At 59.8% G+C, this 25,557-nt stretch carries 23 protein-coding genes and 1 pseudogene; 8 read left to right on the top strand and 16 right to left on the bottom strand.

Translation table 11 applies throughout. The annotated features are described in order from the left end of the window. The first annotated feature begins 53 nt into the window (after window positions 1-53). The 3 genes from plsB to ACOYXH_RS02065 all read left to right on the top strand — a co-directional run bounded on the left by plsB (window position 54) and on the right by ACOYXH_RS02065 (window position 3,800). Window positions 54-2,555: a glycerol-3-phosphate 1-O-acyltransferase PlsB gene (plsB, locus tag ACOYXH_RS02075; RefSeq protein ID WP_095050388.1), complete on the top strand. Its 2,502-nt coding sequence runs from the start codon at window positions 54-56 to the stop codon at window positions 2,553-2,555. A gap of 116 nt (window positions 2,556-2,671) precedes the next feature. Continuing rightward, window positions 2,672-3,070: a YbaY family lipoprotein gene (locus tag ACOYXH_RS02070; RefSeq protein WP_093436640.1), complete on the top strand. Its 399-nt coding sequence runs from the start codon at window positions 2,672-2,674 to the stop codon at window positions 3,068-3,070. Between the two features lie 40 nt (window positions 3,071-3,110). Next, on the top strand, window positions 3,111-3,800 hold the full coding sequence (locus ACOYXH_RS02065; RefSeq protein ID WP_007908873.1) for a DUF4197 domain-containing protein: 690 nt from the start codon (window positions 3,111-3,113) through the stop codon (window positions 3,798-3,800). A 60-nt stretch (window positions 3,801-3,860) separates the two neighbouring features. Here the strand turns inward: ACOYXH_RS02065 and ACOYXH_RS02060 are convergent, their stop codons facing one another. The 3 genes from ACOYXH_RS02060 to ACOYXH_RS02050 all read right to left on the bottom strand — a co-directional run bounded on the left by ACOYXH_RS02060 (window position 3,861) and on the right by ACOYXH_RS02050 (window position 9,278). Further along, complete coding sequence (locus tag ACOYXH_RS02060; RefSeq protein WP_095050387.1) at window positions 3,861-4,118, bottom strand: DUF6124 family protein; 258 nt, start codon at window positions 4,116-4,118, stop codon at window positions 3,861-3,863. Between the two features lie 984 nt (window positions 4,119-5,102). Next, window positions 5,103-8,171 (bottom strand): efflux RND transporter permease subunit, encoded by a 3,069-nt coding sequence (locus ACOYXH_RS02055; protein WP_460410222.1) that lies wholly within the window; start codon window positions 8,169-8,171, stop codon window positions 5,103-5,105. A 6-nt stretch (window positions 8,172-8,177) separates the two neighbouring features. Beyond that, window positions 8,178-9,278, bottom strand: coding sequence for an efflux RND transporter periplasmic adaptor subunit (locus ACOYXH_RS02050; RefSeq protein WP_095050385.1), 1,101 nt, complete (start codon window positions 9,276-9,278; stop codon window positions 8,178-8,180). 94 nt (window positions 9,279-9,372) lie between these two features. Between ACOYXH_RS02050 and ACOYXH_RS02045 the strand changes: the two genes are divergently transcribed. Next, window positions 9,373-10,008, top strand: coding sequence for a TetR/AcrR family transcriptional regulator (locus tag ACOYXH_RS02045; RefSeq protein ID WP_007908881.1), 636 nt, complete (start codon window positions 9,373-9,375; stop codon window positions 10,006-10,008). Window positions 10,009-10,140: 132 nt separating this feature from the next. On the opposite strand, the gene ACOYXH_RS02040 is transcribed toward ACOYXH_RS02045, so the two are convergent. Continuing rightward, the gene (locus ACOYXH_RS02040) at window positions 10,141-10,923 is read right to left on the bottom strand and encodes a class I SAM-dependent methyltransferase (RefSeq protein WP_408980827.1); all 783 of its coding nucleotides are present in this window, start codon (window positions 10,921-10,923) and stop codon (window positions 10,141-10,143) included. Between the two features lie 92 nt (window positions 10,924-11,015). On the opposite strand from ACOYXH_RS02040, the gene ACOYXH_RS02035 reads away from it, so the two are divergent. After that, on the top strand, window positions 11,016-11,636 hold the full coding sequence (locus ACOYXH_RS02035) for an energy transducer TonB (protein WP_093436665.1): 621 nt from the start codon (window positions 11,016-11,018) through the stop codon (window positions 11,634-11,636). Between the two features lie 3 nt (window positions 11,637-11,639). Here ACOYXH_RS02035 and ACOYXH_RS02030 read toward each other — a convergent pair whose 3' ends face one another. The 7 genes and pseudogenes from ACOYXH_RS02030 to ppc all read right to left on the bottom strand — a co-directional run bounded on the left by ACOYXH_RS02030 (window position 11,640) and on the right by ppc (window position 18,931). Continuing rightward, on the bottom strand, window positions 11,640-12,332 hold the full coding sequence (locus ACOYXH_RS02030) for an extensin-like domain-containing protein (RefSeq protein ID WP_095126479.1): 693 nt from the start codon (window positions 12,330-12,332) through the stop codon (window positions 11,640-11,642). A gap of 2 nt (window positions 12,333-12,334) precedes the next feature. Continuing rightward, window positions 12,335-13,156, bottom strand: coding sequence for an isocitrate lyase/PEP mutase family protein (locus ACOYXH_RS02025; protein ID WP_095050383.1), 822 nt, complete (start codon window positions 13,154-13,156; stop codon window positions 12,335-12,337). A gap of 31 nt (window positions 13,157-13,187) precedes the next feature. After that, window positions 13,188-14,048: a DUF72 domain-containing protein gene (locus ACOYXH_RS02020; RefSeq protein ID WP_095126477.1), complete on the bottom strand. Its 861-nt coding sequence runs from the start codon at window positions 14,046-14,048 to the stop codon at window positions 13,188-13,190. Continuing rightward, entirely contained in the window at window positions 14,048-14,359 is a 312-nt protein-coding gene (locus ACOYXH_RS02015; protein WP_095050381.1) for a hypothetical protein, read from the bottom strand. The genes ACOYXH_RS02020 and ACOYXH_RS02015 overlap by 1 nt, the downstream gene beginning before the upstream one ends. 222 nt (window positions 14,360-14,581) lie before the next feature. Further along, window positions 14,582-15,256, bottom strand: a complete 675-nt coding sequence (tsaB, locus tag ACOYXH_RS02010; RefSeq protein WP_095050380.1) for a tRNA (adenosine(37)-N6)-threonylcarbamoyltransferase complex dimerization subunit type 1 TsaB — start codon at window positions 15,254-15,256, stop codon at window positions 14,582-14,584. A gap of 93 nt (window positions 15,257-15,349) precedes the next feature. Then, window positions 15,350-16,001, bottom strand: a pseudogene (gene adk / locus ACOYXH_RS02005) (adenylate kinase). Window positions 16,002-16,300: 299 nt separating this feature from the next. Further along, the gene (ppc, locus tag ACOYXH_RS02000; RefSeq protein WP_095050378.1) at window positions 16,301-18,931 is read right to left on the bottom strand and encodes a phosphoenolpyruvate carboxylase; all 2,631 of its coding nucleotides are present in this window, start codon (window positions 18,929-18,931) and stop codon (window positions 16,301-16,303) included. A 213-nt stretch (window positions 18,932-19,144) separates the two neighbouring features. Between ppc and ACOYXH_RS01995 the strand changes: the two genes are divergently transcribed. The 3 genes from ACOYXH_RS01995 (at window position 19,145) to ACOYXH_RS01985 (ending at window position 21,113) form a co-directional block, all read left to right on the top strand. Next, window positions 19,145-19,489: a pilin assembly protein gene (locus tag ACOYXH_RS01995; RefSeq protein WP_095050377.1), complete on the top strand. Its 345-nt coding sequence runs from the start codon at window positions 19,145-19,147 to the stop codon at window positions 19,487-19,489. 375 nt (window positions 19,490-19,864) lie between these two features. Then, window positions 19,865-20,269, top strand: a complete 405-nt coding sequence (locus ACOYXH_RS01990; RefSeq protein WP_093436697.1) for a DUF4398 domain-containing protein — start codon at window positions 19,865-19,867, stop codon at window positions 20,267-20,269. 55 nt (window positions 20,270-20,324) lie between these two features. After that, on the top strand, window positions 20,325-21,113 hold the full coding sequence (locus tag ACOYXH_RS01985; RefSeq protein ID WP_016983302.1) for an OmpA family protein: 789 nt from the start codon (window positions 20,325-20,327) through the stop codon (window positions 21,111-21,113). A gap of 248 nt (window positions 21,114-21,361) precedes the next feature. Here the strand turns inward: ACOYXH_RS01985 and ACOYXH_RS01980 are convergent, their stop codons facing one another. The 5 genes from ACOYXH_RS01980 to ACOYXH_RS01960 all read right to left on the bottom strand — a co-directional run bounded on the left by ACOYXH_RS01980 (window position 21,362) and on the right by ACOYXH_RS01960 (window position 25,477). Next, window positions 21,362-21,691, bottom strand: a complete 330-nt coding sequence (locus ACOYXH_RS01980) for a hypothetical protein (protein WP_095050376.1) — start codon at window positions 21,689-21,691, stop codon at window positions 21,362-21,364. Next, entirely contained in the window at window positions 21,688-22,593 is a 906-nt protein-coding gene (locus tag ACOYXH_RS01975) for an alpha/beta hydrolase (protein WP_095050375.1), read from the bottom strand. The genes ACOYXH_RS01980 and ACOYXH_RS01975 overlap by 4 nt, the downstream gene beginning before the upstream one ends. A gap of 147 nt (window positions 22,594-22,740) precedes the next feature. Continuing rightward, window positions 22,741-23,991: a flavohemoglobin expression-modulating QEGLA motif protein gene (locus ACOYXH_RS01970; RefSeq protein ID WP_175559644.1), complete on the bottom strand. Its 1,251-nt coding sequence runs from the start codon at window positions 23,989-23,991 to the stop codon at window positions 22,741-22,743. Window positions 23,992-24,051: 60 nt separating this feature from the next. Next, the gene (locus ACOYXH_RS01965; protein WP_460410221.1) at window positions 24,052-24,606 is read right to left on the bottom strand and encodes a hypothetical protein; all 555 of its coding nucleotides are present in this window, start codon (window positions 24,604-24,606) and stop codon (window positions 24,052-24,054) included. Window positions 24,607-24,763: 157 nt separating this feature from the next. Next, window positions 24,764-25,477 (bottom strand): TetR/AcrR family transcriptional regulator, encoded by a 714-nt coding sequence (locus ACOYXH_RS01960; protein WP_095050372.1) that lies wholly within the window; start codon window positions 25,475-25,477, stop codon window positions 24,764-24,766. Between the last annotated feature and the right edge of the window lie 80 nt (window positions 25,478-25,557).

Here is a 25,557-nt window from a genome sequence, read left to right as displayed (position 1 = left end):
AACTGTCGCCCTCCCGAGCAACCGCTCGGTTTATCCACTCACGCAGAAGCCGTATGACCCGTTCCCCGTTCCGCCGTCTAGTGTTTGGCACCTTGCGCCGACTGTTGTACCTCTGGGTTCGCTCGGAGACGATCAACCAGTCGTCGCTCACCCTCAACCTCGACCGCAGTCGTCCGGTGTTCTACGTCCTGCAAAACCCTTCGCTGACCGATCTGGCCGTGGTCGATACCGAGTGCACCAAGGCCGGCCTGCCGCGTCCGGTGCTGCCGGTGTCGGTGGGTTCGCTGATCGAACCGGCGGCGTTTTTCTACCTGACGCCGGATCCGGACTGGCTCGGTCGCCAGGACAAGCGCGGCGCACCGCCGACCCTGACTCGCCTTGTCAGCGCACTGACGCAGAACGCTGCTGAAGACGCGCAGATCATTCCGGTCAGCGTGTTCTGGGGCCAGTCGCCGGACAGCGAAAACAGTCCTTGGAAATTGTTGTTCGCCGACAGCTGGGCGGTCACCGGGCGTTTACGTCGGCTGCTGAGCATCATCGTCCTCGGGCGCAAAACCCGCGTGCAGTTCTCCGCACCGATTCACCTGCGCGAGCTGATCGAGCACAACAAGGGCCACGAACGCACCGTGCGCATGGCCCAGCGCATCCTGCGCGTACACTTCCGTAACCTGAAAGCAGCGGTCATCGGCCCGGACATTTCGCACCGTCGCAACCTGGTCAAAGGCCTGCTCAACCAGCCATTGGTCAAGCAAGCAATCCTCGACGAAGCCGAGCGCGAAAACATCTCCGCGGAAAAAGCCAAGGCCCAGGCCTTGCGCTACGGCAACGAGATTGCCTCGGACTACACCTACACGGCGATCCGCTTCCTTGAAGTGGTGTTGAGCTGGTTCTGGAACAAGATCTACGACGGCATCAAGGTCAACCACATCGAAGGCGTGCAAAAGGTCGCCCAGGGTCACGAAGTGATCTACGTGCCGTGCCACCGCAGCCACATCGACTACCTGCTGCTCTCGTATTTGCTGTTCCGCAACGGCCTGACCCCGCCGCACATCGCCGCCGGGATCAATCTGAACATGCCGGTGATCGGCAGCCTGCTGCGCCGTGGCGGTGCGTTCTTCATGCGCCGCACGTTCAAGGGCAATCCGCTGTACACCTCGGTGTTCAACGAATATCTGCACACGCTGTTCACCAAAGGCTTCCCGGTCGAGTACTTCGTCGAGGGCGGCCGCTCGCGCACCGGGCGCATGCTGCAACCAAAAACCGGCATGCTCGCGATCACCATGCGCAGCTTCCTGCGTTCGTCGCGCATGCCGATCGTGTTTGTGCCGGTGTACATCGGCTATGAGCGCGTGCTGGAAGGTCGTACCTATCTCGGCGAACTGCGCGGCGCGAGCAAGAAGAAAGAATCGATCTTCGACATTTTCAAAGTCATCGGCGCGCTCAAGCAGCGTTTCGGTCAGGTCGCCGTCAACTTCGGTGAGCCGATCAAACTCGCAGAATTCCTCGACGCCGAGCAACCGGACTGGCGCCAGCAGGAACTCGGCCCGCAGTACAAACCAGCGTGGCTCAACGAAACCACCAATCGCCTCGGCGAAAAAGTCGCGCAGCATTTGAACGAAGCGGCGGCGATCAACCCGGTCAACCTGGTGGCGCTGGCGCTGCTGTCGACCACACGTCTGGCGCTGGACGATCGCGCCATGGCGCGAGTACTGGATCTGTACCTGGCGCTGCTGCGCAAAGTCCCGTATTCGCCGCACACCACGCTGCCGGAAGGCGACGGCCGTGCGCTGATCGAGCATGTGAAAGACATGGACCTGCTCGCCGAGCAGAACGATGCCTTGGGCAAAATTCTCTATCTGGACGAGCAGAATGCCGTCCTGATGACTTACTACCGCAACAACGTGCTGCACATCTTCGCGTTGCCTGCACTGCTGGCGAGCTTCTTCCAGAGCGCTTCGCGCATGAGCCGCGAACAGATCCTGCGCTACACCCGCGCGCTGTATCCGTACCTGCAATCGGAGCTGTTCATTCGCTGGACGCTGGACGAACTGGACGGTGTGGTCGATCAGTGGCTGGAAGCGTTCGTCGAACAAGGCCTGTTGCGTTTCGAGAAAGACGTCTATCTGCGTCCGGCGCCAAGTTCGCGGCATTTCGTGCTGCTGACGCTGCTGTCGAAGAGCATCGCCCAGACCTTGCAGCGTTTCTACATGACCGTGTCCTTGCTGCTCAACAGCGGCCAGAACAGCATCAGCGCCGAAGAGCTGGAAGACCTCTGCACGGTCATGGCCCAGCGCCTGTCGATCCTCCACGGCCTCAACGCCCCGGAGTTCTTCGACAAGAGCCTGTTCCGTCACTTCATCCAGACAATGCTCGACCTCGACGTGCTGCGCCGCGACGAGGCCGGCAAACTGAGTTATCACGAACTGCTTGGCGAGCTCGCCGAAGGTGCAGCCAAACGCGTATTGCCGGCGGAAATTCGCTTGTCGATTCGCCAGGTCGCGCTGCATCGCAGTGAGGATGCTGCCGATCAGGTCGTCGCCCAACCCGAGACCTGATGCAAACCTGGTGGGAGTGAGTTTGCTCGCGAAGACGGAGTGTCAGACAACTGAAATGTTGAATGCTAAACCGCTATCGCGAGCAGGCTCGCTCCTACAATTGAATGGAGAACACCATGAAAAAACTGACTCTGCTCGCCGCCGCTACACTGCTCAGCGCCTGCCAGTCGACCACACCTGCCGGCAAGGTAGGCCTCGACGGTGAAGTGTTCTACCTGCAGCGCATCGCCCTGCCTCCGAGCGCGACCCTCAGCGTCAGCCTGCAAGACGTTTCGTTGGCCGATGCGCCAGCCGTAGTACTGGACGAGCAAAAAGGTCCGGTCAAAGGCCAGGTGCCACTGCCCTTCCACTTGAGCTACGATCCAGCGCAGATCAAACCTGGCCACCGTTACTCGGTCAGCGCGCGCATTGAAGTCAACGGTGAGTTGATGTTCATCACCACCGAAAACCACGCCGTGCAACTCGACGGCAACGACCCGCAGCCGCTGAAAATCCGCGTCGACGCCGTTCGTTAATTCATTTTCCGCAACCCTTTTCCGCAACAAGGAAGCCGCCATGCTCCGCCCTACCCTTCGCTTCGCTGGCCTGTGCGCAGGCCTGATGATCTCCGCCAGCGCGCTGGCCCTGTCGCTCAGTGACCTGTCGCAAAAAGACGCCACCGGCGGCCTCAAGGATGCCCTGACCCAAGGCGCGCAAATCGCCGTCAAACAACTGGGTACACCCGGCGGCTTCAGCAACAACCCCGACGTGAAGATCGAACTGCCGGGCAAACTCGGCAAGGCCGCGAGCAAGATGAAAGCCTTCGGCATGGGCGCTCAGGTTGAAGAACTGGAAACCGCGATGAACAAAGCGGCGGAAAGCGCTGTAACTCAAGCCCAGCCCATCCTCGTCGACGCCGTGAAGAAAATGAGCGTGGCAGACGCCAAAGGCATCCTCAGCGGCGGCAAGGACTCGGCCACGCAATACCTCGACAAATCCAGCCGCGAACAGATTCGCGCCAAGTTCCTGCCGATCGTCAAACAGGCGACCGACAAGGTTGGCGTAGCACAGAAGTACAACTCGTTCGCTGGTCAGGCTGCTGCGTTTGGCGTTGTCGATGCGAAGAGCGCCAACGTTGAAAACTACGTGACCGAGCAAGCGCTGAATGGCTTGTTCGAGATGATCGGCAAACAGGAAGAAACCATCCGCCAGAACCCGGCCGCTGCGGCGACCAGTCTGGCGAAGAAGGTGTTCGGCACGCTGTAATGTTCTGAACGACAAAAAGCCCGCTGACCTTTACCGGTTCAGCGGGCTTTTTTGTGGGCGTCAGTTTTGCGGGTCGACTTGATCGAGGACGCGATTCACCGAAAGCTCAGCGAGGGAAATCATCTGCTGAATACCCAGAAGCTGACTACACGTCGGGCCATTCAGGGTGAACGCCAGTTCGCTGGCCATGATGTTGGCTGAAGCCAGGGTTTCACAGGCGTGAGCGAGTAATGTTTCGGAATCGACTTCGGGAAGGACGGTGAAAATTGTGCTGGGATGGCTGACGGCTTTGGGGGGATTTGGTGTGGGTTTGAACATGGCGAAATCTCCTGAAGTAGTGGAGCCGCCACCGTTCGCTGCGAAACGAAAGTTAGGTGGCAGCTGTACGCAGGTTCGCAGACCGGGACTTCAGGCACCCGGCATACCCGAAGGTATCCCGCGCACAACCGCCATGACACAGGCATAAAAAAGCGCCCGCTTTCGGATGGTGGACGCTGTGCGTCTGAAGTTTAACCGGGCTGCGAAACCCGGTCGCTGATTTTTGCAGCGACAGACCTAGCCTAGAGATCGCGCTTCCGACGGACAACCTGAAAACCTTGTGGGAAGGTTCTGTGTTTTCGCAACACGGTTAAACAATTTTGCCTGTCCGATCGTCATCGCCAGCAGGCTGGCTCCCGCAGGTTGGAAGGAGTCCATGCAGAGAGAAATTGGACAGCTGGCGGGCCGTCATCGCGAGCAGGCTCACTCCTACAGTTGGATCGTGAGCAATCCGCTGGAGATCGGTCGGCTGTCAGGCCGCCATCGCTGGCAAGCCAGCTCCCACAATTGGATTGGGTGTATGCAGGTAGAGATTGGGCGGCTGTCAGGGCGTCATCGCGAGCAGGCTCACTCCCACAGAAGAGCAAGAGCAGACCGCTTCTGCTCCTCACCACTCAACAGGATGAGCGTTAGCTCGGCTGCAGCTTTTGATCTTGATCTGAAGGCCCGTCGGCAGGCTGAGTGGAGGGATTGATCCGGGGGTGGGAGCGCAGCGACCGTTCGACGAAGTCGAACACATCGAGAGGAGGTGCAGCGAAGCAAACCGTAGGCGATGCCCCCGGATCGATCCCGGAGCGAAGGAACCCCGAGCCCCAGCGAGCGGGCCGAACGTCAGGGCAAAGCCTTTTGGGTTACCTTTTCGGCGTTTGGAAAAGGTGACTCGCCGTAAGGGCGAAACCGCCAGCGGCAGCACCCACAAAAACGGATATTCACCCAAAACCCCAAGAACATGGTCGGCCCGAAGGCCGCCACGTCACAAAAGAATCAAGCGTCCTTACGCACCCGGAACCAAGCCGCATACAACGCCGGCAAAAACAACAACGTCAGCGCAGTCGCAACAATCAACCCACCCATGATCGCCACCGCCATCGGCCCAAAAAACACACTACGTGACAACGGAATCATCGCCAAAACCGCCGCCAGCGCCGTCAACACAATCGGCCTGAAGCGTCGAACCGTAGCCTCGATAATCGCCTGCCAAGCCTTAAGCCCCGAGGCAATATCCTGCTCGATCTGATCCACCAGAATCACCGAATTACGCATGATCATCCCGGATAACGCAATCGTCCCCAGCATCGCCACAAACCCGAACGGCTGACGGAACACCATCAAAAACAGCGTCACCCCGATCAACCCCAGCGGCGCCGTCAAAAACACCATCACCGTGCGCGAAAAACTGCGTAACTGCACCATCAGCAAGGTCAGCACCACCACGATGAACATCGGCACCCCGGCATTCACCGACTTCTGCCCACGCTCGGAATCCTCCACCGTACCGCCGACATCCAACAGATAACCATCGGGCAACTCGGCGCGAATCGAATCCAGCGTCGGCATGATCTGCTTCACCAACGTCGCCGGCTGCTCCTTGCCATAAATATCCGCGCGCACGGTCACGTTCGGCAGGCGATTACGATGCCAGATAATCCCCTCCTCAAAGCCGTATTCCAGCGTGGCAATCTGCGACAACGCCACACTGCGGCCGTTGTCCGTCGGCACCGCCAGACTCGGCAACAAGGACAATTCAGTGCGCTCATGCACCGTGCCGCGCAGCAGAATCTCGATCAATTCGTTGTCTTCGCGATACTGACTGACACTCGACCCGGTCAACGAACTCTGCAGGAATTTCGCCAGATTGGCCGTGCTTACACCCAATGCTCGCGCGCGATCCTGATCGATGTTCAGGTACACGACCTTGCTCGGTTCTTCCCAATCCAGATGCACATTGACCACATGCGGATTCTCGCGAACCTTGGCCGCGACCTTGCGCGCCAACGCCCGGACTTCTTCGATATGTTCACCGGTGACGCGGAACTGCACCGGATAGCCAACCGGAGGACCGTTCTCCAGACGCGTAACCCGCGAACGCAAGGCCGGGAATTGCTCGTTAAGCGTCTCGATCAACCAACTGCGCAGCGCTTCACGCTCCTCAATGGTTTTCGCCAACACCACAAACTGCGCAAAACTGGCAGCCGGCAATTGCTGATCCAGCGGCAGATAGAAACGCGGCGAACCCGTGCCGACATACGCCACATAATTATCAATACCGGCGTGACCCTTGAGCATCGCCTCCAGACGTTTGACCTCGCCAGTGGTATTGGCCAACGACGCGCCTTCAGCCAGTTTCAGATCAACCATCAACTCCAGTCGATTCGAGGCCGGGAAAAACTGCTGCGGGACGAAACGGAACAACATCACAGAGGCGATAAACAGCCCCACCGTCAGCACGATCACGGTCTTGCGGTGCGACACGCACCACTCCACCAAGCGCCGAACGCGCTGATAAAACGGCGTGCCATACGGATCAGCCTGACCATCGGCGGTACCGTGTTTGGCCGCATGGATTTTCGCCAGATCCGGCAGGAGTTTTTCCCCCAGATACGGTACGAACATCACCGCCGCGACCCAAGACGCGAGCAAGGCGATGGTCACCACCTGGAAGATCGAACGTGTGTATTCGCCAGTGCCGGATTGCGCCGTGGCAATCGGCAGAAACCCGGCGGCGGTGATCAAAGTACCGGTGAGCATAGGGAACGCGGTGCTGGTCCAGGCATAGCTCGCCGCGCGGATACGGTCAAAGCCCTGCTCCATTTTGATCGCCATCATTTCCACGGCGATGATCGCGTCATCGACCAGCAAGCCCAACGCCAGCACCAACGCGCCAAGGGAGATCTTGTGCAGGCCGATGCCGAGGTAATACATGCAGGCGAAGGTCATCGCCAGCACCAGCGGAATGGTCAGCGCCACGACCATGCCGGTGCGCACGCCGAGGGAGAAGAAGCTCACCAGCAAGACAATCGCCAGTGCCTCGACCAGCACCTGGACGAACTCGCCGACCCCGGTTTTCACCGCCGCCGGCTGATCGGAAACCTTACGCAATTGCATGCCGGCCGGGAGGTTTTTCTGGATGCGCGAGAACTCGCCTTCCAGCGCCTTGCCGAGCACCAGAATGTCGCCGCCATCCTTCATCGCCACCGCGAGACCAATCGCATCTTCGCCCATGAAGCGCATACGCGGCGCCGGTGGATCGTTGAAACCGCGACGCACGTCGGCGACATCGGAGATGCGGAACGTACGATCGCCGACGCGGATCGGGAAGTTTTTTATCTCATCGACCGTCTGAAAATTCCCCGAGACCCGCAGTTGCAGACGCTCGCTACCGGTTTCAAAGAACCCGGCGGTGGACACCGCGTTCTGCTCTTGCAGCGCTTGTTGCACCGCCGACAGCGGCAAGCCTAGGGTCGCCAGCTTGACGTTAGACAGCTCGACCCAGATTTTCTCGTCCTGCAAACCGAGCAGGTCGACCTTGCCGACATCCTTGACCCGTTGTAGCTGGATCTGGATGCGATCGGCGTAATCCTTGAGCACCGCGTAATCGAAACCGTCCCCGGTCAGCGCATAGATATTGCCGAACGTGGTGCCGAACTCATCGTTGAAAAACGGCCCCTGAATATCCGGCGGCAAGGTCTGGCGAATATCACTGACCTTCTTGCGCACCTGATACCAGAGGTCGGGGATTTGCTTGGAATGCATCGAGTCGCGGGCAATGAACGTGACCTGCGATTCGCCGGGGCGCGAGAACGACACGATGCGCTCGTACTCGCCGGTTTCCATCAGTTTCTTTTCAATACGCTCGGTGACCTGCCGCGAGACTTCCTGCGCGGTCGCCCCCGGCCAACGGGTTTGAATCACCATGGCTTTGAACGTGAACGGCGGGTCTTCACTCTGGCCGAGTTTGGTGTAGGACAACGCACCGACGATGGCCAGCAAAAGCATCAGGAACAGTACGATCTGGCGATTACGCAGCGCCCATTCAGAAAGGTTGAAGCGCATCGGGACTTACTCCTTGTTCGCCAGATTGACGACGCGATTGGAGCGATCCACCGGACGCACCTGCTGCCCTTCGAGCAACACATGCACGCCAGCAGCCACCACCCAGTCACTGGCGTTCAAGCCTTCGAGCACCGGCACGGTTTTCTCGCCGAACGGGCCGATGCGCACCGGGGTTTTCTTCAAGGTGTTATTGGCGCTGACGACCCAGACGTAGGTCGCGCCGTTTTCGGCGGTGAGTGCCGAGAGCGGCACCGACAGGGAAACGCTGTCGGCCGATTGCACGAACACTCGGGCGCTCTGGCCCAGTTCGGCCGGGACTTTGCCGCTCACGAAAGAAATGCGCGCAGCGAAAGTGCGCGAGCGTGGATCGGCGGCGGGCGACAGTTCGCGGATTTGCCCGGCGAAGCGCTGGTTCTGTTGCGTCCACAGTTCGACGGTCACAGGCTGACCGACCTTGAAGCGCCCGAAGCTCTGCTCCGGCAGGCTGATCAGTACTTCGCGCTCGCCATCAGTGGCAAGGGTAAACACCGTTTGCCCGGCGGCAACCACCTGCCCAACCTCGACCGAACGCTTGGCCACCACGCCATCCTGCGGCGCACGCAACACGGCGTAACTGGCCTGATTGGTCGAAACGTTGAATTCAGCTTTGATTTGTTTGAGACGGGCCTCACCGGAGCGGTAAAGGTTTTCGGCGTTGTCGTAGGCCGAGCGGCTGACCATCTGCCGATCCATCAGGGTCTTGTAGCGATCACGTTCGGCGCGGACCAGATTGAGATTGGCTTCGGCGGCAGCCACCTGGGCGCGAGTGGCTTCCAGTTGCAGGCGCACGTCCTGCGGATCGAGTTCGGCGAGTGGCTGATCAGCCTTCACGCGCTGACCTTCATCGACCAGTCGTCGGCTGACTTTGCCGCCAATGCGGAATGCCAGATCCGGTTCATAACGGGCGCGCACCTCGCCCGGATAACTTTCCATCGCCTGTGCCGAAGGCTCTGGCTGCACCACCATGGCTGGTCGCACGGCGACTTGCGTCGCCTCTTCCTGACCGCATGCTGACAAAAGGAACGCCAGACTCACTGGCAACGCGAGGGACAACGCATGGCGGAACATGGTGACGGACCTTTCGCTAATGGTGCTTGGAATAATTATACTGGCGGGTATGTTATTAATAGCAAACTCACCAGTCCAGTATTAAAAGCGAAGAATGTCGAACAATCTTTCAGCTCCAAACGGCCCGGGCCGCCCCAAGGATCTGGCCAAGCGCCAAGCGATCCTCGACGCGGCGAAAATTCTGTTTCTGAGTCATGGCTACGCCAACACCAGCATGGACGCGGTCGCCAGCGAGGCCGGCGTGTCGAAGCTGACGGTCTACAGCCATTTCAACGACAAGGAGACGCTGTTCTCCGCTGCCGTGGTGGCCAAATGCGAGGAGCAATTACCGCCGCTGTTCTTCGAATTGCCCGAAGGCATCGCCGTGGAAAATGTGTTGCTGAACATTGCGCGAGGCTTTCATCACCTGATCAACAGTGATGAATCGGTGAATCTGCACCGCTTGATCATGGCGCTGGGCAGTCAGGATCCGAAGCTGTCGCTGATCTTCTTCGAGGCGGGTCCGCAGCGCATGGTGCAGGGCATGGAACGGCTGTTGACGCGCATCCACGAGACCGGCGCGCTGAGCATTGATCTGCCGCGCAATGCCGCCGAGCATTTCTTTTGCCTGATCAAGGGTGCGGGGAATTTTCGGCTGTTGTATGGCTGTGGGGAGCCGTTGACTGAAGAGGCAGCGGAAAGCCATGTGCAGGAAGTGGTGGGGTTGTTTATGCGGGCGTACAAAGCCTGATTTCTGCGGTGTCGGCACTGACGCCATCGCTGGCAAGCCAGCTCCCACAAGGATTTGGGTGTGATCACAAATCGTGTACACACCACCAAACCCTGTGGGAGCTGGCTTGCCAGCGATGAGCGCGACTCGGTATCAAGCCTTGAGCGCTTTCTTCGGATAAATGTCATAGCGGCTCGATTTGCCATCCAGCGCATGACTCGGCTTCGGCCCCGCAATGCACGGCGCCTTGCGCGGTCGCTTGACCACCACCCGGTGCGTCGCCAGTGCCAACGCGGCTTCGAGCAACGCCGGCGCATCCGGATCATCGCCCACCAGCGGCCGGAACAGACGCATCTCCTTTTTCACCAGCGCGGTCTTCTCTCGGTGCGGAAACATCGGGTCGAGGTAGATCACCTGCGGCGCCTCACCCTCCCAGTTCTGCATGACTTCAATGGAGTTGCCCTTGAGCAATTTCATCCGCGCCACAATCGGCGCCACGTCGAAATCTTCCGCCGCGCGCGCCAGACCATCCTCCAGCAAGGCGCCGATCAGCGGCTGGCGCTCGATCAGGCTCATCTCGCAACCGAGGCTCGCCAGCACAAACGCATCCTTGCCCAATCCTGCCGTGGCATCCAGCACGCGCGGGCGCACGCCTTGGGCGATGCCGACAGCCTTGGCGATCATCTGCCCGCTGCCGCCGCCGTATAGCCGACGATGCGCAGCGCCGCCCTCAACAAAGTCGACCCGCACCGGCCCAGGTGCGTCCGGGCCGAGCTGTTGCAGTTGCAAACCCTGCTCGCCGACCTGCAAGGCGAACTCGCCGTCCGGCACGTCACGCGGCAGACCAAGGCGTTCGGCCCACTGCTCGGCTTGCGCTTCAAACGTCGGGCCGAGGGCCTGGACATGGATGCGGCAGGCCGCGGGTTGCTCGATCATGGAAAACACGCTCAAAAATTCAAGGATCGGCAAATACCGCCGATAATTCATTCAACGCGCATTTTGCCAGAGCTGAGCGTCAACCGAAAAAAATGTCAGGCATTCTTCCCACATCGATTGGCTACATCTCGCCCCATGGCGACTTTAGCCGTCACAACACTCAAGCACTGAGCGGCGTCAGTCACCTGTGGCAGGATTTCTTTGCCCAAGCGATGGCCGAACAGACGAGTGAAGTGGTGCCTGCCTGCGGTACATTTCCGCCGGTTGACCTGAGCAGCCCGGAAGAACCGACCATCGGCAGCGAGCTGCACGCGCACATCGTCAGCCAGCGCGAGTGCGATGTGGTGGAAACCGAAGTGCGCCCCCCAGAGCCGCTGTTCCTGCCAATCGCTGAATTCGAAATGGAACTGCTGGACAAGCCGTTCCCGCCATTCCCGCCAGAAGAACTGCAAGCTCAGCAGGCGCAGCAGGATTTCGACAGCAGTTGGGTTCGCCCGGTGGTGATCAACAATGGTCAGCCCGTTCCAGAGCCTGGCCCGGCCCCGCAGAAGAAGCCGCTTTACCTGCCGATTGCCGAGTTCGATCTGGATCTGCTGCAGAAACCTTACCCGCCGTTCCCGCCGGAAGAAATCGTCGAGCAACAGAAAGCACTGGACTTTGATAACGGTTGGGCGCGCCCGATCGTTCTGCAGAACCTGCGCCTCGCCGCCTGACCCTCAGCGACACACGCTCCAGCGTCCGACATCGACATGAAAGTGATTGCGGTGGGCGGTGTTGTAATCCGGCCCCAAGACAACACTGAACGCCTCGCAGGCGCCATCGCGCACCTGACGCAGAAACTGCGCGTCCTGATTTTGCTTCGGCCAGTCCTTGAGCACGCTGATGCTGCGACCATCGGTCAGACGAAAACCGGCAATATCCAGCGCATCGGCACTGGCGTGGCGACTGAGCGCGCCGCTTTCGCGGTTGTAGACATTGCGACAGGCGAAGCTGCCGAGGTGATCAATCCGCGCGACCTTTTGCCCGTAAACGGATTGTGCAGCAGGTCGCAGCGTGTGCTGTTCAAACATCGCGTAGGCCACCGCCAGCGGACAACTGGCGAGGAAACTGCTGCTCAACGCCACCTCACCGCCCTGTACGCGCAAGGCACCGATCAGCGGGCACTTGGCGTCGGGACTGTCGGCTTGCCGCATGACCCGCAGATCAGAGCTGTTCAACGCCTGGGCACAGAGTTCAGGATCACTGCGCAAACGCATCAGCTTGTAGCCGGTCAGCCAGTTGGGCGCGGCTTTTACATCCAGTGGCGCCCATGGATTCCATGACGGCGGCACGTCCAGCCAACCGCGCCACACACTGATCAACGCGCCGCCAGTGATCAGCAACACGGTCAGTGCGATCCACCGCCCCATGCTCAGCCTTTGAAGAATTGATTGGCTTTGGCGTACGGCATCGACTGCGAGGTAAACCCGAAAGTGCCGGATTGCTGGATTTCTTCAGCGGCACGGAAGAATTCGCCGAACGCCGCCAACGCCAGTGCCGAACCGGTACTGATGCGCCGCACGCCCATTTCTTGCAGCTCCTGCACGGTCAGTTTCAAACCGCCGGACATCAGCACATTGACCGGTTTTGGCGCCACTGCACGCACCACTGCCAGCACTTCTTCGGCGTTGCGCAAACCTGGCGCATACAACACGTCGGCCCCTGCCTCGGCGAAGGCCTGCAGGCGGCGAATGGTGTCGTTGAGATCGGGATGACCGTGCAGGTAGTTTTCCGCCCGCGCGGTGAGGATGAAGGGAAAGGGTAGCGTGCGCACCGCAGCGACAGCGGCTTCGATGCGCGCCACAGCGTGTTCGAAGCAATAGATTGGCGCATCCGCGCGGCCCGTGGCGTCTTCGATCGAACCACCAACAGCGCCGGCCTCGGCAGCACGCAGCAGACTCTTGGCGCATTCAGCCGGGTCATCGGCGAAACCGTTTTCCAGATCCACCGCTACCGGCAAATCGGTGGCGGCGACAATCGCGCGGACATTGGCCAAGGTCTCATCAAGGCTTAACACGCCGTCGGCCTTGCCTTGGGAAAACGCATAACCGGCACTGGTGGTCGCCAAGGCCTGATAGCCGAGACTGGCGAGCATTTTTGCCGACCCCGCATCCCATGGATTGGGAATCACGAAAACCCCCGATTGTTCATGCAGGGCTTTGAAGGCGTGGGCTTTACGGGCTTGGGCATCCATCGGCAGGCTCCTGGGCAGAAAAAAATCCGCTTCACAGCAGGCCAAGTTGCTCCGCGGCGGGTTCTCTGTATAGCGCAGGCAGCGCTGGCAGGCCAGGCAAACGTTGCATCAGTTGTGCGTGAAAACGTTGCGCCAGCTTCGCCGCCAGCAGGTTATCGGCGGTGTGCAGGAAGATGTAAGGCGTGCGGCCCTCTTCGATCCACTCGGCGATTTTCGCCACCCACGGCACTAGGAACGGGTCGTTGGCTTTCAGTTCCGGATGGCCAATGAAGCGCACTTGCGGGAACTGGGTGAACGCCGCCGGGCGCGTCGGCACGCGTGGCTTTTTCGATTGCGCGTGGATTACCGAAGATTCAGTCGACAGGCAACTGAACAGCGCACGCGGGTCGAGGCAGATGCGCTCAACGCCACGATCCAGCAGCAGGCGATTGAGCAGACGTTCACTCTCGCCCTTGGCGAAGAACTGTTCATGGCGCACTTCCACCGCCAACGGGCAATCTAGCGCATCAATAAACCCCGCCAGTTCCGGCAGTCGATGCGGCGTGAAGCTTTTCGACAATTGCAGCCACATCGGCGAGACGCGCTCACCGAGGGGTTTGAGTAATTGCAGAAATGTTTCGGCGGCGGTCAGTTGCTCGCGCAGGTCACCGCTATGGCTGATGTCGCCGGGGAATTTGGCGGTGAAGCGAAAGTGCTCGGGCATGACCTCGGCCCAACGCTGCACCGTGGCGGGCGACGGGCTGGCGTAGAAGGTCGTGTTGCCTTCAACGGCGTTGAACACTTGGGAATAGAGACCGAGGAAATCGGAGGTTTTGGCGTCTACCGGGTACAGATACTCGCGCCAGGCGTTTTCGCTCCAGGACGGACAACCGAGGTAGTAAGGCAGATCCATCAGATATACAGATCGAGGCCCAGCACGTCTGCATCCCAATCGACAAAACCGGCGGTGCTCAGGTAGCTGGCGAGGGCCATCGCTACGCTTTTGCTCATGGCGCGGTGGTAAATCATGTCTTGTTGGCGGGCGGGCAGATTGCTCAGGCGTTGCGCGGCGGCTTTGGCGGCAGCACGGGCAGCCAGTTGCTCTTCAGTCGGAAATTCCAGCTCACCGTCGATGTCATCGACGGACTCATCCACGATCACATGGCCTTTGCGAGGCTTGCGCTTGATGGGGTAGGACTGAGAGGAAAGGCCGTCTATACGCATAATTTCATGCTCGGTATCAATGATGGCAATTTAGCGGCACTTGACCGACTTAGCAAACTGCCGAGTGATAACTAGAACACATAAAGCGCAAAAGGTTTAAAGCGAGGGGTTAGAAACTGACGATTGGCTTCAGAAGATCAAAAGATCGCAGCCTTCGGCAGCTCCTACATTTGGAATGCGATCCTTGTAGGAGCTGCCGAAGGCTGCGATCTTTTTAAAGGCTCAACGAGCCTTGGGGGTGGCGACTTTGTCGCGCAGGTAAACCGGTTGCGCGTCATCCGCCGGAATCGATTCGCCGCGCTCCCAAGCGAAGCGCGCCAAGGTCAGCAAGTCTTCGGCGTGGGGCAGCATGCCGGCGTCGGAGCCTGTCAGATTGACCGCGATGCGCTCGGCATAACCCCAACCGGTGCCAGCACCGAACCAGTCGCCACTGGCATCGGCCGGCAGCGCAGCAACTTCTGGTGGCAACACCGCTTCGGCACCGACCAGACGCATCTCCCCCGCCGTCTCGCGGTAGCAGCCCCAATACACTTCATCCATCCGCGCATCGATGGCCGCCGCGACCTGGCTCACGCCATGCTCGCGCAGCGCACGCTGGGCCAATACTGCAAGGTTGGACACCGGCAGCACCGGGCGATCCAGCGCGAACGCCAGCCCCTGCACCACACCAATGGCGATCCGCACGCCAGTGAACGCGCCAGGCCCACGACCGAAAGCGATCGCATCGACCGCTTGCAACGTGGTGCCAGCGTCGGCCAGAAGTTGCTGGATCATCGGCAGCAGTTTCTGCGCGTGCAGGCGCGGGATCACCTCGTAATGGCTCGTGACCTTGCCGTCATGCAGCAAGGCAACGGAGCAAGCTTCAGTCGCGGTGTCCAGGGCCAGCAAGGTGCTCATCGATGTTTCCAAAACAGGTGTGGGAAAAAGGGCGTCAGTATAAACAACTACGGCCCGCAAGCGGGCCGTGGATGATGCAGCCGATCAGACTTTTCAGCTCAGCGCGGCCAGCACCTTGGCGGTGATCGCATCAACCGAACCAACGCCCGGAATGTGGCTGTACTTGGGCTTGCCAGCGTTTTTGGCGGACAGGCTCTGATAGAACTCCACCAAAGGCTTGGTCTGCGAGTGATAGACCGACAGGCGATGACGCACGGTTTCTTCGGTGTCGTCCTTGCGCTGTACCAGCTCTTCGCCGGTGATGTCATCTTTGCCCGCGATTTTTGGCGGGTTGTAGACGATGTGGTAAACGCGGCCGCTGGCTTCGTGAACACGACGGCCGGCGATGCGTTGAACGATTTCTTCGTCTTCAACAGCGATTTCAACCACTGCATCCAGCTCAACACCGGCAGAAACCAGAGCTTCAGCCTGCGGAATGGTGCGCGGGAAGCCGTCGAACAGGAAACCGTTGGCGCAGTCTGGCTGAGCGATGCGGTCCTGAACCAGTGCGATGATCAGGTCATCCGACACCAGGCCGCCGGCATCCATAATGCTCTTGGCTTGAACGCCCAGTGGAGTACCGGCCTTGACCGCTGCACGCAGCATGTCGCCGGTGGAAATTTGTGGAATGCCGAATTTTTCGGTGATGAACTTAGCCTGAGTACCTTTACCGGCCCCGGGAAGCTCCCAGCAGAATGACGCGCATTAGATGTGCTCCTCAATTTTTTTATAAAAAGCTTTTACAAAACAAAGGATTCGCCTCTTGGGACGAATCCTGAAAATACGGGTCGTGGCCGCATAAACGGCCAAAGGCTGATCAAGATACACAGCAGGCTGCGCCCACACAAGACGCCAAAAGTCGGAGAAACCGACGTCCCCCGCGACCTCGCGACGCGGTCACCCAAGTCGCAACCCCATCATTAACTGTCGCCTGACGGCACTTTCGCCGGTCAGGCGACGCGACAGCCAAGTCTTCGTTCGGCTACCGCGCCCCCGACAAAAACCTTAGCCGGTATTTCGCAAACCGGCGGCAATGCCCGCCACAGACACCAGCAACGCCTGTTCCACCGGGCTGCCCTGCTCGACATCCTGCTGCCGCGAACGGGCCAGCAGTTCGGCCTGCAATAGATGCAGCGGGTCGAGGTAGGTGTTGCGCAGACGGATAAATTCAAGGGTGTCAGGGCTATGTGCCAGCAGCTGCGACTGGCCAGTCAGGCCGAGCACCACCGCGCACGCCTGCGACAATAGGTCGCGTAACTGCGCGCCCAACGGCAGCAGATCAGGCTCGACCAGACGCTGATCGTAGGACAGCGCAATATCCGCATCAGCCTTGGCCAGGACCATTTCCAGCATGTCGATACGCGTACGGAAGAACGGCCATTGTTCGCGCATCTGCCCAAGCAACTCGCCTTCGCCGCGTTCCAGCGCCTTGCTCAGTGCCGACTCCCACCCCAGCCACGCCGGCAGCATCAGCCGCGTTTGCGTCCAGCCGAAGATCCACGGAATCGCCCGCAGACTTTCGATCCCGCCGGCGCGGCGTTTGGCCGGACGACTGCCCAGTGGCAAGCGACCCAACTCCTGCTCTGGCGTGGACTGACGGAAGTACTCGACGAATTGCGGATTTTCCCGCACGACCTGGCGATAAGCGCTGACGCCATCGGCGGCCAATTCGTCCATCAAGTGACGCCACTCTGGTGTCGGCGGCGGCGGAGGCAGCAGCGTTGCTTCAAGCACCGCCGCTAGATACAGATTGAGGTTTTGCTCGGCGATGTCCGGCAGGCCGAATTTGAATCGAATCATTTCCCCCTGCTCGGTGGTGCGGAAACGCCCGGCCACCGAGCCCGGCGGTTGCGACAGAATCGCCGCATGCGCCGGGCCACCGCCCCGGCCCACGGTGCCGCCGCGACCGTGGAACAGCAGCAGTTCGACTTGTTGCTCGCGGCAGATTTCCACCAAGCGTTCCTGCGCGCGATATTGCGCCCAGGCCGCTGCCGTGGTGCCAGCATCCTTGGCCGAGTCGGAATAACCGATCATCACTTCCTGCGGGCCTTGCAGCCGTGCACGGTAACCCGGCAGCAGCAACAGCCGCTCCATCACCGGCCCGGCGTTGTCGAGGTCAGCGAGGGTTTCGAACAGCGGCACCACGCGCATTGGCCGCAGCACGCCAGACTCTTTGAGCAGCAGTTGCACGGCGAGCACATCAGAAGCAGCGCCGGCCATGGAGATCACGTAGGAACCGAGCGAGGCGCCCGGTGCGGCAGCGATTTCCTTGCAGGTGTTGAGCACTTCGGCGGTGTCAGCGGACGGTTTGAAATGCGCTGGCAGCAGTGGCCGACGATTGCTCAGTTCGCGGGTCAGGAAGCTGATGCGCTGCTCTTCGTCCCAATCTTCGTAGCGACCGAGGCCGAGGTAATCGGTGATTTCAGTCATCGCCGAGCTGTGGCGCGACGAGTCCTGGCGCACATCCAGACGCACAAGGAACAAGCCGAAGGTCACCGCCCGACGCAGGCAGTCGAGCAACGGACCATCAGCGATCACGCCCATGCCGCACTCGTGCAGCGAGTTGAAGCACAGCTCCAACGGATCGAGCAGATCGCGGTTGTTGTGCAGCACGTCTGCCGGCGCTGGCGTCGGTGCAGTCAGCGCAGCGTGTGCCCAATTGCGCGTGGCGCGCAGGCGTTCGCGCAGTTGTTTGAGCACCGCACGATACGGTTCGGCGCTGTCGCCGGCCTTGGCTTTGAGGGCGTCGCTGGCTTGTTGCATCGACAGTTCGGCTGCCAAATGATCGACATCACGCAGGTACAAATCGGCGGCCATCCAGCGCGCCAACAGCAACACTTCGCGAGTCACCGCAGCGGTAACGTTGGGGTTACCATCACGGTCGCCGCCCATCCATGACGCGAAGCGAATCGGCGCGGCTTCCAATGGCAGACGCAGGCCGGTCGCTTCATACAACGCCTTGTCGGCCTTGCGCATATGGTTGGGAATCGCCTGCCACAGCGAATGCTCGATCACCGCGAAACCCCATTTGGCTTCATCGACTGGCGTGGGGCGCGTGCGGCGGATTTCTTCGGTGTGCCAGGCTTCGGCAATGAGCCGCTGCAGGGTGTTTTGAATCTGTTCGCGTTCGGCTGTGGTCAGGTCGCGATGGTCCTGCGCGGCGAGTTGCGCGGCGATCGCGTCGTATTTCTGGATCAGCGTGCGCCGCGCCACTTCCGTGGGGTGCGCGGTCAACACCAGTTCGATTTCCAGCCGCGCCAGTTGCCGCGCCAGCGATTCGGCACTGTGGCCTTCGTTGCGCAAACGCGCGAGCAATTCCGGCAGCACGCGGGATTCGAACGGCGCCGGCTGCGACTCCTCGCGACGATGAATCAACTGATACTGCTCGGCGATGTTCGCCAGGTTGAGAAACTGGTTGAACGCGCGCGCCACGGGGAGCAATTCGTCTTCGCTCAATTGATTGAGGCTGGCGCTCAGTTCGGCGTCCATCGAACCACGCCGATCGGCCTTGGCGCCCTTGCGGATCTGCTCGATCTTGTCGAGGAAAGCCTCGCCATACTGATCTCGAATGGTGTTGCCCAGCAGCTCTCCGAGCAGGTGAACGTCTTCGCGCAAGCGTGCATCAATATCGGTCATCAGCAATTCCCCAGCAGTAATCCGGACGGCTTAGAAACGAGTGCATGACCTAGAGAGTGCCGCTCTACGACGCTTCTTACAAGCAGCCGACGAAGGGACGTTAAACCTTGTGGGCGAAAGCTAGTCTCAACAGTAAGCCGCACAACGGCTTGCCGCCGGCCCCGGCGGACACTCACCCAGACCTGCCATGAGCAGGTGCGAAATGAGGTCATCATGAAAATTCGTGAACTCGCCCAGCATTGGGAAGAAAACGCCAAAGGTCGCCTGACCGACACTGGCTACGCGATTCATCTGGACGTTGAAGCTGCTGCGCGTCTGGGAGCGATTACCGAGATGTACCCCAAACGTCATGTCGAAGAGTTGCTTGGCGAACTGATCGGCGCGGCGCTTGAAGAGTTTGAAGCGAGCCTGCCGTATGTGAAGGGTTCGACGGTAGTGGCGACCGATGAGGAAGGTGATCCGTTGTATGAAGACGTCGGGCCTACGCCGCGTTTTCTGGCCCTTTCGCGCCGGCATTTGCATGACCTCTCGGCCGCAGCAGGCAAGCAAAAACACTGACACCACACAGATCAAACTGTAGGAGTGAGCCTGCTCGCGATGGCGGATTTTCAGTCGACATTTTTGTTGTCTGATACACCGCTATCGCGAGCAGGCTCACTCCTACAAAGATCGTATTCCAGTTCAAAATCAGTGTGTTTTCGGGATCCGAAAACACCGCGCGTACCACTCTCCCCCGTCAAAGTTCCCGGCCCAGAGCCTTGTCCATTCAGTCAAAAATTATTTTGGCGATAGGCCATCTTTTCTGAACTTTTGAAAAACGCCTCCGGTCGGAACCTGTAACCACGCCTGGAACGAGCGTTTCAAAAACGCCTTTCACACGACGCTTTCGGCTCCTCGACCAGGATGGATTCAGTTGTTTTCAGGAGATGCCTAATGGAGTTGAAGACCATGAAAAACCAAACCTCGTTTACCCACCTGCGCGGTCTGAAACTGGCGGCTCTGGCCATCGGCACCAGCTTCGTACTGGCCGGTTGCGCCGGTAACCCACCAACCGAACAGTACGCCGTGACCCAGTCGGCTGTGAACAGCGCCGTCAGCGCTGGCGGTACCGAGTTCGCTGCCGTTGAGATGAAGCAAGCGCAGGACAAACTGAAACAAGCCGAAATCGCCATGCACGACAAGAAGTATGACGAAGCTCGCATCCTGTCCGAGCAAGCCGAGTGGGACGCTCGCGTCGCCGAACGCAAGGCTCAGGCCGCTAAAGCCGAACAGGCTGTGAAGGATTCCCAGAAAGGTGTTCAGGAACTGCGTCAGGAAAGTCAGCGCACCGTGCAGTAAGCGCGCATCCCGACCGCAAAGCTGAATCTCTTACCGATAGAAAGGACGACAAATTATGCGTAAGCAACTGATGATCCCCGCTCTCCTCGCCGCAAGTGTTGCTCTGGCTGCCTGCTCCACCCCGCCTAACCCGAACCTGGAACAGGCACGCACCAACTACGCCGGCCTGCAAGCCAACCCACAGGCGAGCAAAGTCGCGGCGCTGGAAACCAAAGACGCCAGTGACTACCTGGACAAAGCCGACAAGGCTTATCTGGACAAGCAAGACGCCGCCAAGGTCGACCAACTGGCCTACCTGACCAACCAGCGTGTGGAAGTGGCCAAGCAGACCATCGCCCTGCGCACTGCGGAAAACAATCTGAAGAATGCCGCCGCCCAACGTGCCCAGGCGCGTCTGGATGCCCGTGATCAACAGATCAAACAGCTGCAGGACAGCCTGAATGCCAAGCAGACCGATCGCGGTACGCTGGTGACTTTCGGTGACGTGCTGTTCGCCACCGACCGTGCCGACCTGAAGTCCAGCGGTCTGGTCAACATCAACAAACTGGCGCAGTTCCTTCAGGAAAACCCGGATCGCAAAGTGATCGTCGAGGGTTACACCGACAGCACCGGGACCGCGAGCCACAACCAGTCGCTGTCCGAGCGTCGCGCCAACTCCGTGCGCACCGCACTGGTGAAAATGGGCGTTGATCCAGCGCGCATCGTCACCCAAGGCTACGGCAAGGAATACCCGGTTGCCGAGAACGGCAGCGCTTCCGGCCGTGCGATGAACCGTCGCGTGGAAGTAACCATTTCCAACGACAACCAGCCAGTGATGCCACGTTCGGCTGTTAGCTCGAACTAAGCGTCACGCGGTAATGCAAAAGCCCCGCCTGAGTGATCAGGCGGGGCTTTTTTTGTGGGGACTGAAATCGCAGCCCCTCACCCCAGCCCTCTCCCGAGGGAGAGGGAGCCGATTCGCGGTGCGTTCAGAATTTGGTTCGACACGATGGATCAGGTCGGCGTAACTCGAATGACACCTCGGTCAGTCCCCTCTCCCTCTGGGCGGTCCGACGTTTCGGGAGGGTTAGGGTGAGGGCTGGTCCTGCAGAATCACTGCTCAAGCTTCTGCGGGGTTTCTTCGCCCATGCAGCGCACGGCTTTTTTCTGTGCGTTGATCAGCACACCGGTCAGACCTTTCTGCTCGGTATCGAACAACACCAGCACCCCATCAATGCACTGCGCCACCTGCGCCGCCGGGTCCAGCGAGACTTTGTAGTCTTCACCCGGAACAGTCTTGAGCATGGTGAATTCGTTGAGCAGCAACGCATCCTCGGGTTTGGCGAAGTGCAGGTAGCCGTAGTACCACAGCGCCCCGACGGTGCCGAGGATGCTGCAGATACCGGTGATGATCAACGGGATGGCGTTACGTTCTTCACTCATTGCGGACTCTCATCTTCAGAATTCGGGGGTTGCGGATAATTGGGGATTTCGCCGAGGCGGCGCAGGCCGTTGAAGTGCTCGGGGTCGTCGAGATAGCGCAGCATGACTTGGCGCCAGACCGGGTCGCCGAATGTCTGCACATGACCGCCACGGGTCAGTTGCAGCACGCGCGGTGGCGGCGCAGCTTGATACAGACGGATGCCGTTGGACAGCGGCACCAGTGGATCGTCGATGCTGTGGAAGATCAGTTTCGGCACACCGTTGAGTTGCGGCATCGAGTTGATCGCGCTGTCGCTGTCCGGCACCAGCCAGGACAATGGCACCTGGAACGGCCAGGTCAGCCACGAGGTGCTCAGCGCATACTGGCCGACGCTGCGGTAACTGGCGGGCACGCCGTCGAGCACCAAGGCCTTGAGCTGTTTTTGCCGCTCGGGATGCTGCACCAGCCAATGCACCGCCATCGAACCGCCGAGGCTTTGGCCGAGCAGGATCAGCGGTTTGCCTTTGACTTCCGGCGCCTTGTCGAGCCAGGCGAATGCGGCGTCGATGTCCTGATAGATCGCCGGCAGGCTCGGTTTGCCCTCGGACAAGCCATAACCACGATAGTCGACCAGCAGCACTTGATAGCCGTTTTTCGGCAGCCACCAACTGCCGCCCAGGTGCATCGGCAGATTGCCGCCATTGCCGTGCAAGTGCAGCACGGTGCCTTTGACCTCTACGCCGGGTTTGGCCGGCAGCCACCAGGCGTTGAGCTTCAAGCCATCCGCCGTGACCAGCGTGACGGTGCGGTATTCGAGCTTGGCTTTTTCCGGGGTGAAGATCTGGCCCGGCTCAGGGTAGAACAACAGCGAACTACAACCGCCGAGGGTCAGGAGCAGGCAAATGATGCCGAGGATTCTCATCCGGTGAAACCTCGCAAAAATTCAGGTTCAGATCGTTCCCACGCTCTGCGTGGGAATGCATCCCGTGACGCTCTGCGTCACAGTGGACGCGGAGCGTCCATGGCGGCATTCCCACGCGGAGCGTGGGAACGATCGGTCTGTAGTGGGCTAGAGGATATTGGAGTAATCCGCTTCGATCCGGTCCAGGCTCAAATGGTTGAGGAAGTTGGAGAAGCACATCCACGCCGACAACGCATTCAAATCGCGGAACTGGTCCGGCAGATACTTCGGCGGCACCACCAATCCTTCATCCACCAACTGGCGCAAGGTACGCATGTCTTCCAGCGTGGTCTTGCCGCAGAACAACAACGGAATCTGCTCAAGCTTGCCCTTACGCACGGCCAACTGAATGTAGTTGTAAACCATGATAAAGCCCTTGAGGTAGGACAAGTCTTTGGTGAATGGCAGCCCCGTCGGCGTCGATCCACGGAAAACCCGACTGGCGTTGCCGTAACTTTCCGCCATCTCGAAGCCCTGCTCACGGAAGAATTCGAAAACCTGCAGGAAGTCCGCGCCCTCCTCGACCATGTGAATGGCGCGGGTGCGGTTGGTCAGTTTGCGCAGGCGGCTCGGGTAGGAGGCGAAGGTGATGATTTCCATCAGGATCGCCAGGCCTTCCTGGGTCACCGTCGACGACGGTGGGCCTTTGGACAGGAAGGTGCAGATCGGCTGGTTCAAACCGTTGAGCGTGGTGCCCACGTGGACCAGGCCTTCGTGGACTTCCAGCGCGCGCACGTCACGGTCGTTGAACATCGCGTCGGTGCGGATCTTGATGTAGTCCGCACCGGCCGCCGCGTCAGCAACAATACCGTCGGACTCGAACACGCGGATGGTTTCTTCGGCCTCGCCGAACACCTTGTTCAAACGGGTCTGCAGCAAGTGCACAGCGTCTTTGGCGGTGAGGATTTTCGGTTCATCCTTCAAATCGCCACGGCCATCGATGTTATTCAGGTAGTCGGACATCATCAGGCCGAGGTCGGCCAGGGTCGGGTCACCGGCGTGGAACGCATCGGACGCGGCGCCATACAACTCTTGGGAGATCAGACCGAAATCTTCGGTGCCGCGCGCTTCGAGCATGCGCACCACCATGCGGTATTCCTTGCACATGCGCCGCATGATCTGCCCGACCGGGTTGAACTGGCCAAGCTGGCGGGTGATGTCGCGCTCGATGTTCTGGAATTCCAGTTTGACTTTGCTCGAATCAAAACTCAGCGGCCGATTGAGGTAATAGTCGCGATCCACCGCCGGCATTTCCTTGCCTTTGGCCTTGAGGAACCCTTTGCGAATGTTCTCGTCCCACTTGACCGCGTCGAGCACACGGATCGGCGTCTGCGCCAGCACAATGCGATCGGACAACATGCGTATCGTCTGCTGGTAATCGTCCACCCGAAACTCCTGTAGAAAACCTGACGTAATGAATTATTGGGCGCGGGCCTGGCGCTGGTAGCGCACGGCTTCAACGAAGACATCGGAATTGGCCGGATCGTCGAGGTAAGCAAAGACCTTGTCGAGATTACTGTCGACTTGCACGCCGTCGCCATCGTCGGTCTGGAAGGCCTGACCGTCGAGGGCTTTTTGTTTGATCGCCTGGCTGATCTGCTCGAGATCGAGGTTGTAGACCACCAGTTCGTGTTTGTCGGTGAGTTCGAAGCCGGCGATGGTGAAGTGGCCACCGTACTGCGCCGGGACTTTCGCCGACAGATACCAGCGGTTGCCATGGCGCGACACGGTGAAGGGATAGGCTTCGCGTTCGCGGGGTTTGACCTTGAAGTAAGTGACAGCCTGATAGCGGTCGTTGCCCAGGCGCGTCAACTCAAGGTTCATCGGCTCGCCCCAGGCGTTGGTGCTCGACCATTTGCCGAGCAGGCCCTTGGGCGCCGGGTCACTGGCGGTCAGCGGCTCCTTGAAAGTCACCAGACAGCCACTGAGCAGCAGGAACGACAAGGCGATCAGCACGCCACGCCAGGCTTTCATTCAATACTCCCTATGAACATTGGCCGCCCTCATGGTGATCGATCGTTCCCACGCTCTGCGTGGGAATGTATCCACTGACGCTCTGCGTCATGTCGACGAAGGGACGCGGAGCGTCCCCGGCGGCATTCCCACGCAGAGCATGGGAACGATCTTGTGGTCAGACCGACGCAAGCACCAGGTGCATATAGCGCGTCAGAATGCCGAGCATGTCCTCTTCGGCCAAAGGCTCGGCGTCGTTGAGCAGGCCCTGATATTCCATCCGACCGATAATCGCCGTCAACACCTTGGCATCCTGTTGCGGTTCACGCGAGCCCAATACCTGGAACAACTGGCAGGTGCCCTGCAACAGAATCTGCTGATGCGAGCGCACCAGAATCGCCAGACGCGGGTTGAGCAGCGCTTCCTGACGGAACGCCTGCTCGGCCATCAAATGCTCACGACGGTTAACCAACTGACGATGCACGTAATCGGCCATCAACCGTGCAATGTCATCGGCTAGTTGCGAGCGCGATTCGGGGCTGCCGTCACCGCTGACAACCATGTCACGCAGCAGACCTTCATTGTTGACCCATAGCTTGGCCATGTACGCCGCGCTGCGTTCAACGTATTGAGCGAAGGTATCGGTGAGCAGGTCATCGATATCCTTGAAGTAATAGGTGGTCGCCGACAGCGGCACTCCAGCCTCGGCCGCCACCGCACGATGGCGCACGGCACGCACACCGTCACGCACGACAATGCGCATCGCCGCGTCGAGAATGTCCTGTCGACGCTGCTCACTGCCCTGTCGGCTGGCCTTGCGACCCTGGTACTGAACGCTTTCAGCGACCGCAGTGGCGATACCCGCTGCACCTTCTTGAGCTATTGCACCCATCACGACAGAACTTCCTCTGCTATTGCAAAATTAACCAATTGATACATTTGTACCAGACAGGCAATAAAAAGCCGCCTGTT

The organism is Pseudomonas sp. Mb7, from assembly GCF_054790525.1.
The sequence above is the reverse complement of the archived record's forward strand: the minus strand, read 5'-3'. Positions and strand labels throughout refer to the sequence as shown.

Coding starts and splice junctions, on each gene's coding strand:
- ACOYXH_RS01970 (WP_175559644.1), bottom strand. CDS start 23,991: ATGTTGTCCGATCGCATTGTGCTGGCGCAGACGCCGATCCGTGTGCTC.
- ACOYXH_RS02030 (WP_095126479.1), bottom strand. CDS start 12,332: ATGGGGCGGTGGATCGCACTGACCGTGTTGCTGATCACTGGCGGCGCG.
- ACOYXH_RS02045 (WP_007908881.1), top strand. CDS start 9,373: ATGTCGAACAATCTTTCAGCTCCAAACGGCCCGGGCCGCCCCAAGGAT.
- ACOYXH_RS01985 (WP_016983302.1), top strand. CDS start 20,325: ATGCGTAAGCAACTGATGATCCCCGCTCTCCTCGCCGCAAGTGTTGCT.
- ACOYXH_RS02060 (WP_095050387.1), bottom strand. CDS start 4,118: ATGTTCAAACCCACACCAAATCCCCCCAAAGCCGTCAGCCATCCCAGC.
- ACOYXH_RS01995 (WP_095050377.1), top strand. CDS start 19,145: ATGAAAATTCGTGAACTCGCCCAGCATTGGGAAGAAAACGCCAAAGGT.
- ACOYXH_RS02015 (WP_095050381.1), bottom strand. CDS start 14,359: ATGCGTATAGACGGCCTTTCCTCTCAGTCCTACCCCATCAAGCGCAAG.
- ACOYXH_RS02040 (WP_408980827.1), bottom strand. CDS start 10,923: ATGATCGAGCAACCCGCGGCCTGCCGCATCCATGTCCAGGCCCTCGGC.
- ACOYXH_RS01990 (WP_093436697.1), top strand. CDS start 19,865: ATGGAGTTGAAGACCATGAAAAACCAAACCTCGTTTACCCACCTGCGC.
- ppc (WP_095050378.1), bottom strand. CDS start 18,931: ATGACCGATATTGATGCACGCTTGCGCGAAGACGTTCACCTGCTCGGA.
- tsaB (WP_095050380.1), bottom strand. CDS start 15,256: ATGAGCACCTTGCTGGCCCTGGACACCGCGACTGAAGCTTGCTCCGTT.
- plsB (WP_095050388.1), top strand. CDS start 54: ATGACCCGTTCCCCGTTCCGCCGTCTAGTGTTTGGCACCTTGCGCCGA.
- ACOYXH_RS01965 (WP_460410221.1), bottom strand. CDS start 24,606: ATGAAAGCCTGGCGTGGCGTGCTGATCGCCTTGTCGTTCCTGCTGCTC.
- ACOYXH_RS01980 (WP_095050376.1), bottom strand. CDS start 21,691: ATGAGTGAAGAACGTAACGCCATCCCGTTGATCATCACCGGTATCTGC.
- ACOYXH_RS01960 (WP_095050372.1), bottom strand. CDS start 25,477: ATGGGTGCAATAGCTCAAGAAGGTGCAGCGGGTATCGCCACTGCGGTC.
- ACOYXH_RS02025 (WP_095050383.1), bottom strand. CDS start 13,156: ATGGATGCCCAAGCCCGTAAAGCCCACGCCTTCAAAGCCCTGCATGAA.
- ACOYXH_RS02035 (WP_093436665.1), top strand. CDS start 11,016: ATGTCAGGCATTCTTCCCACATCGATTGGCTACATCTCGCCCCATGGC.
- ACOYXH_RS02050 (WP_095050385.1), bottom strand. CDS start 9,278: ATGTTCCGCCATGCGTTGTCCCTCGCGTTGCCAGTGAGTCTGGCGTTC.
- ACOYXH_RS01975 (WP_095050375.1), bottom strand. CDS start 22,593: ATGAGAATCCTCGGCATCATTTGCCTGCTCCTGACCCTCGGCGGTTGT.
- ACOYXH_RS02070 (WP_093436640.1), top strand. CDS start 2,672: ATGAAAAAACTGACTCTGCTCGCCGCCGCTACACTGCTCAGCGCCTGC.
- ACOYXH_RS02065 (WP_007908873.1), top strand. CDS start 3,111: ATGCTCCGCCCTACCCTTCGCTTCGCTGGCCTGTGCGCAGGCCTGATG.
- ACOYXH_RS02055 (WP_460410222.1), bottom strand. CDS start 8,171: ATGCGCTTCAACCTTTCTGAATGGGCGCTGCGTAATCGCCAGATCGTA.
- ACOYXH_RS02020 (WP_095126477.1), bottom strand. CDS start 14,048: ATGGATCTGCCTTACTACCTCGGTTGTCCGTCCTGGAGCGAAAACGCC.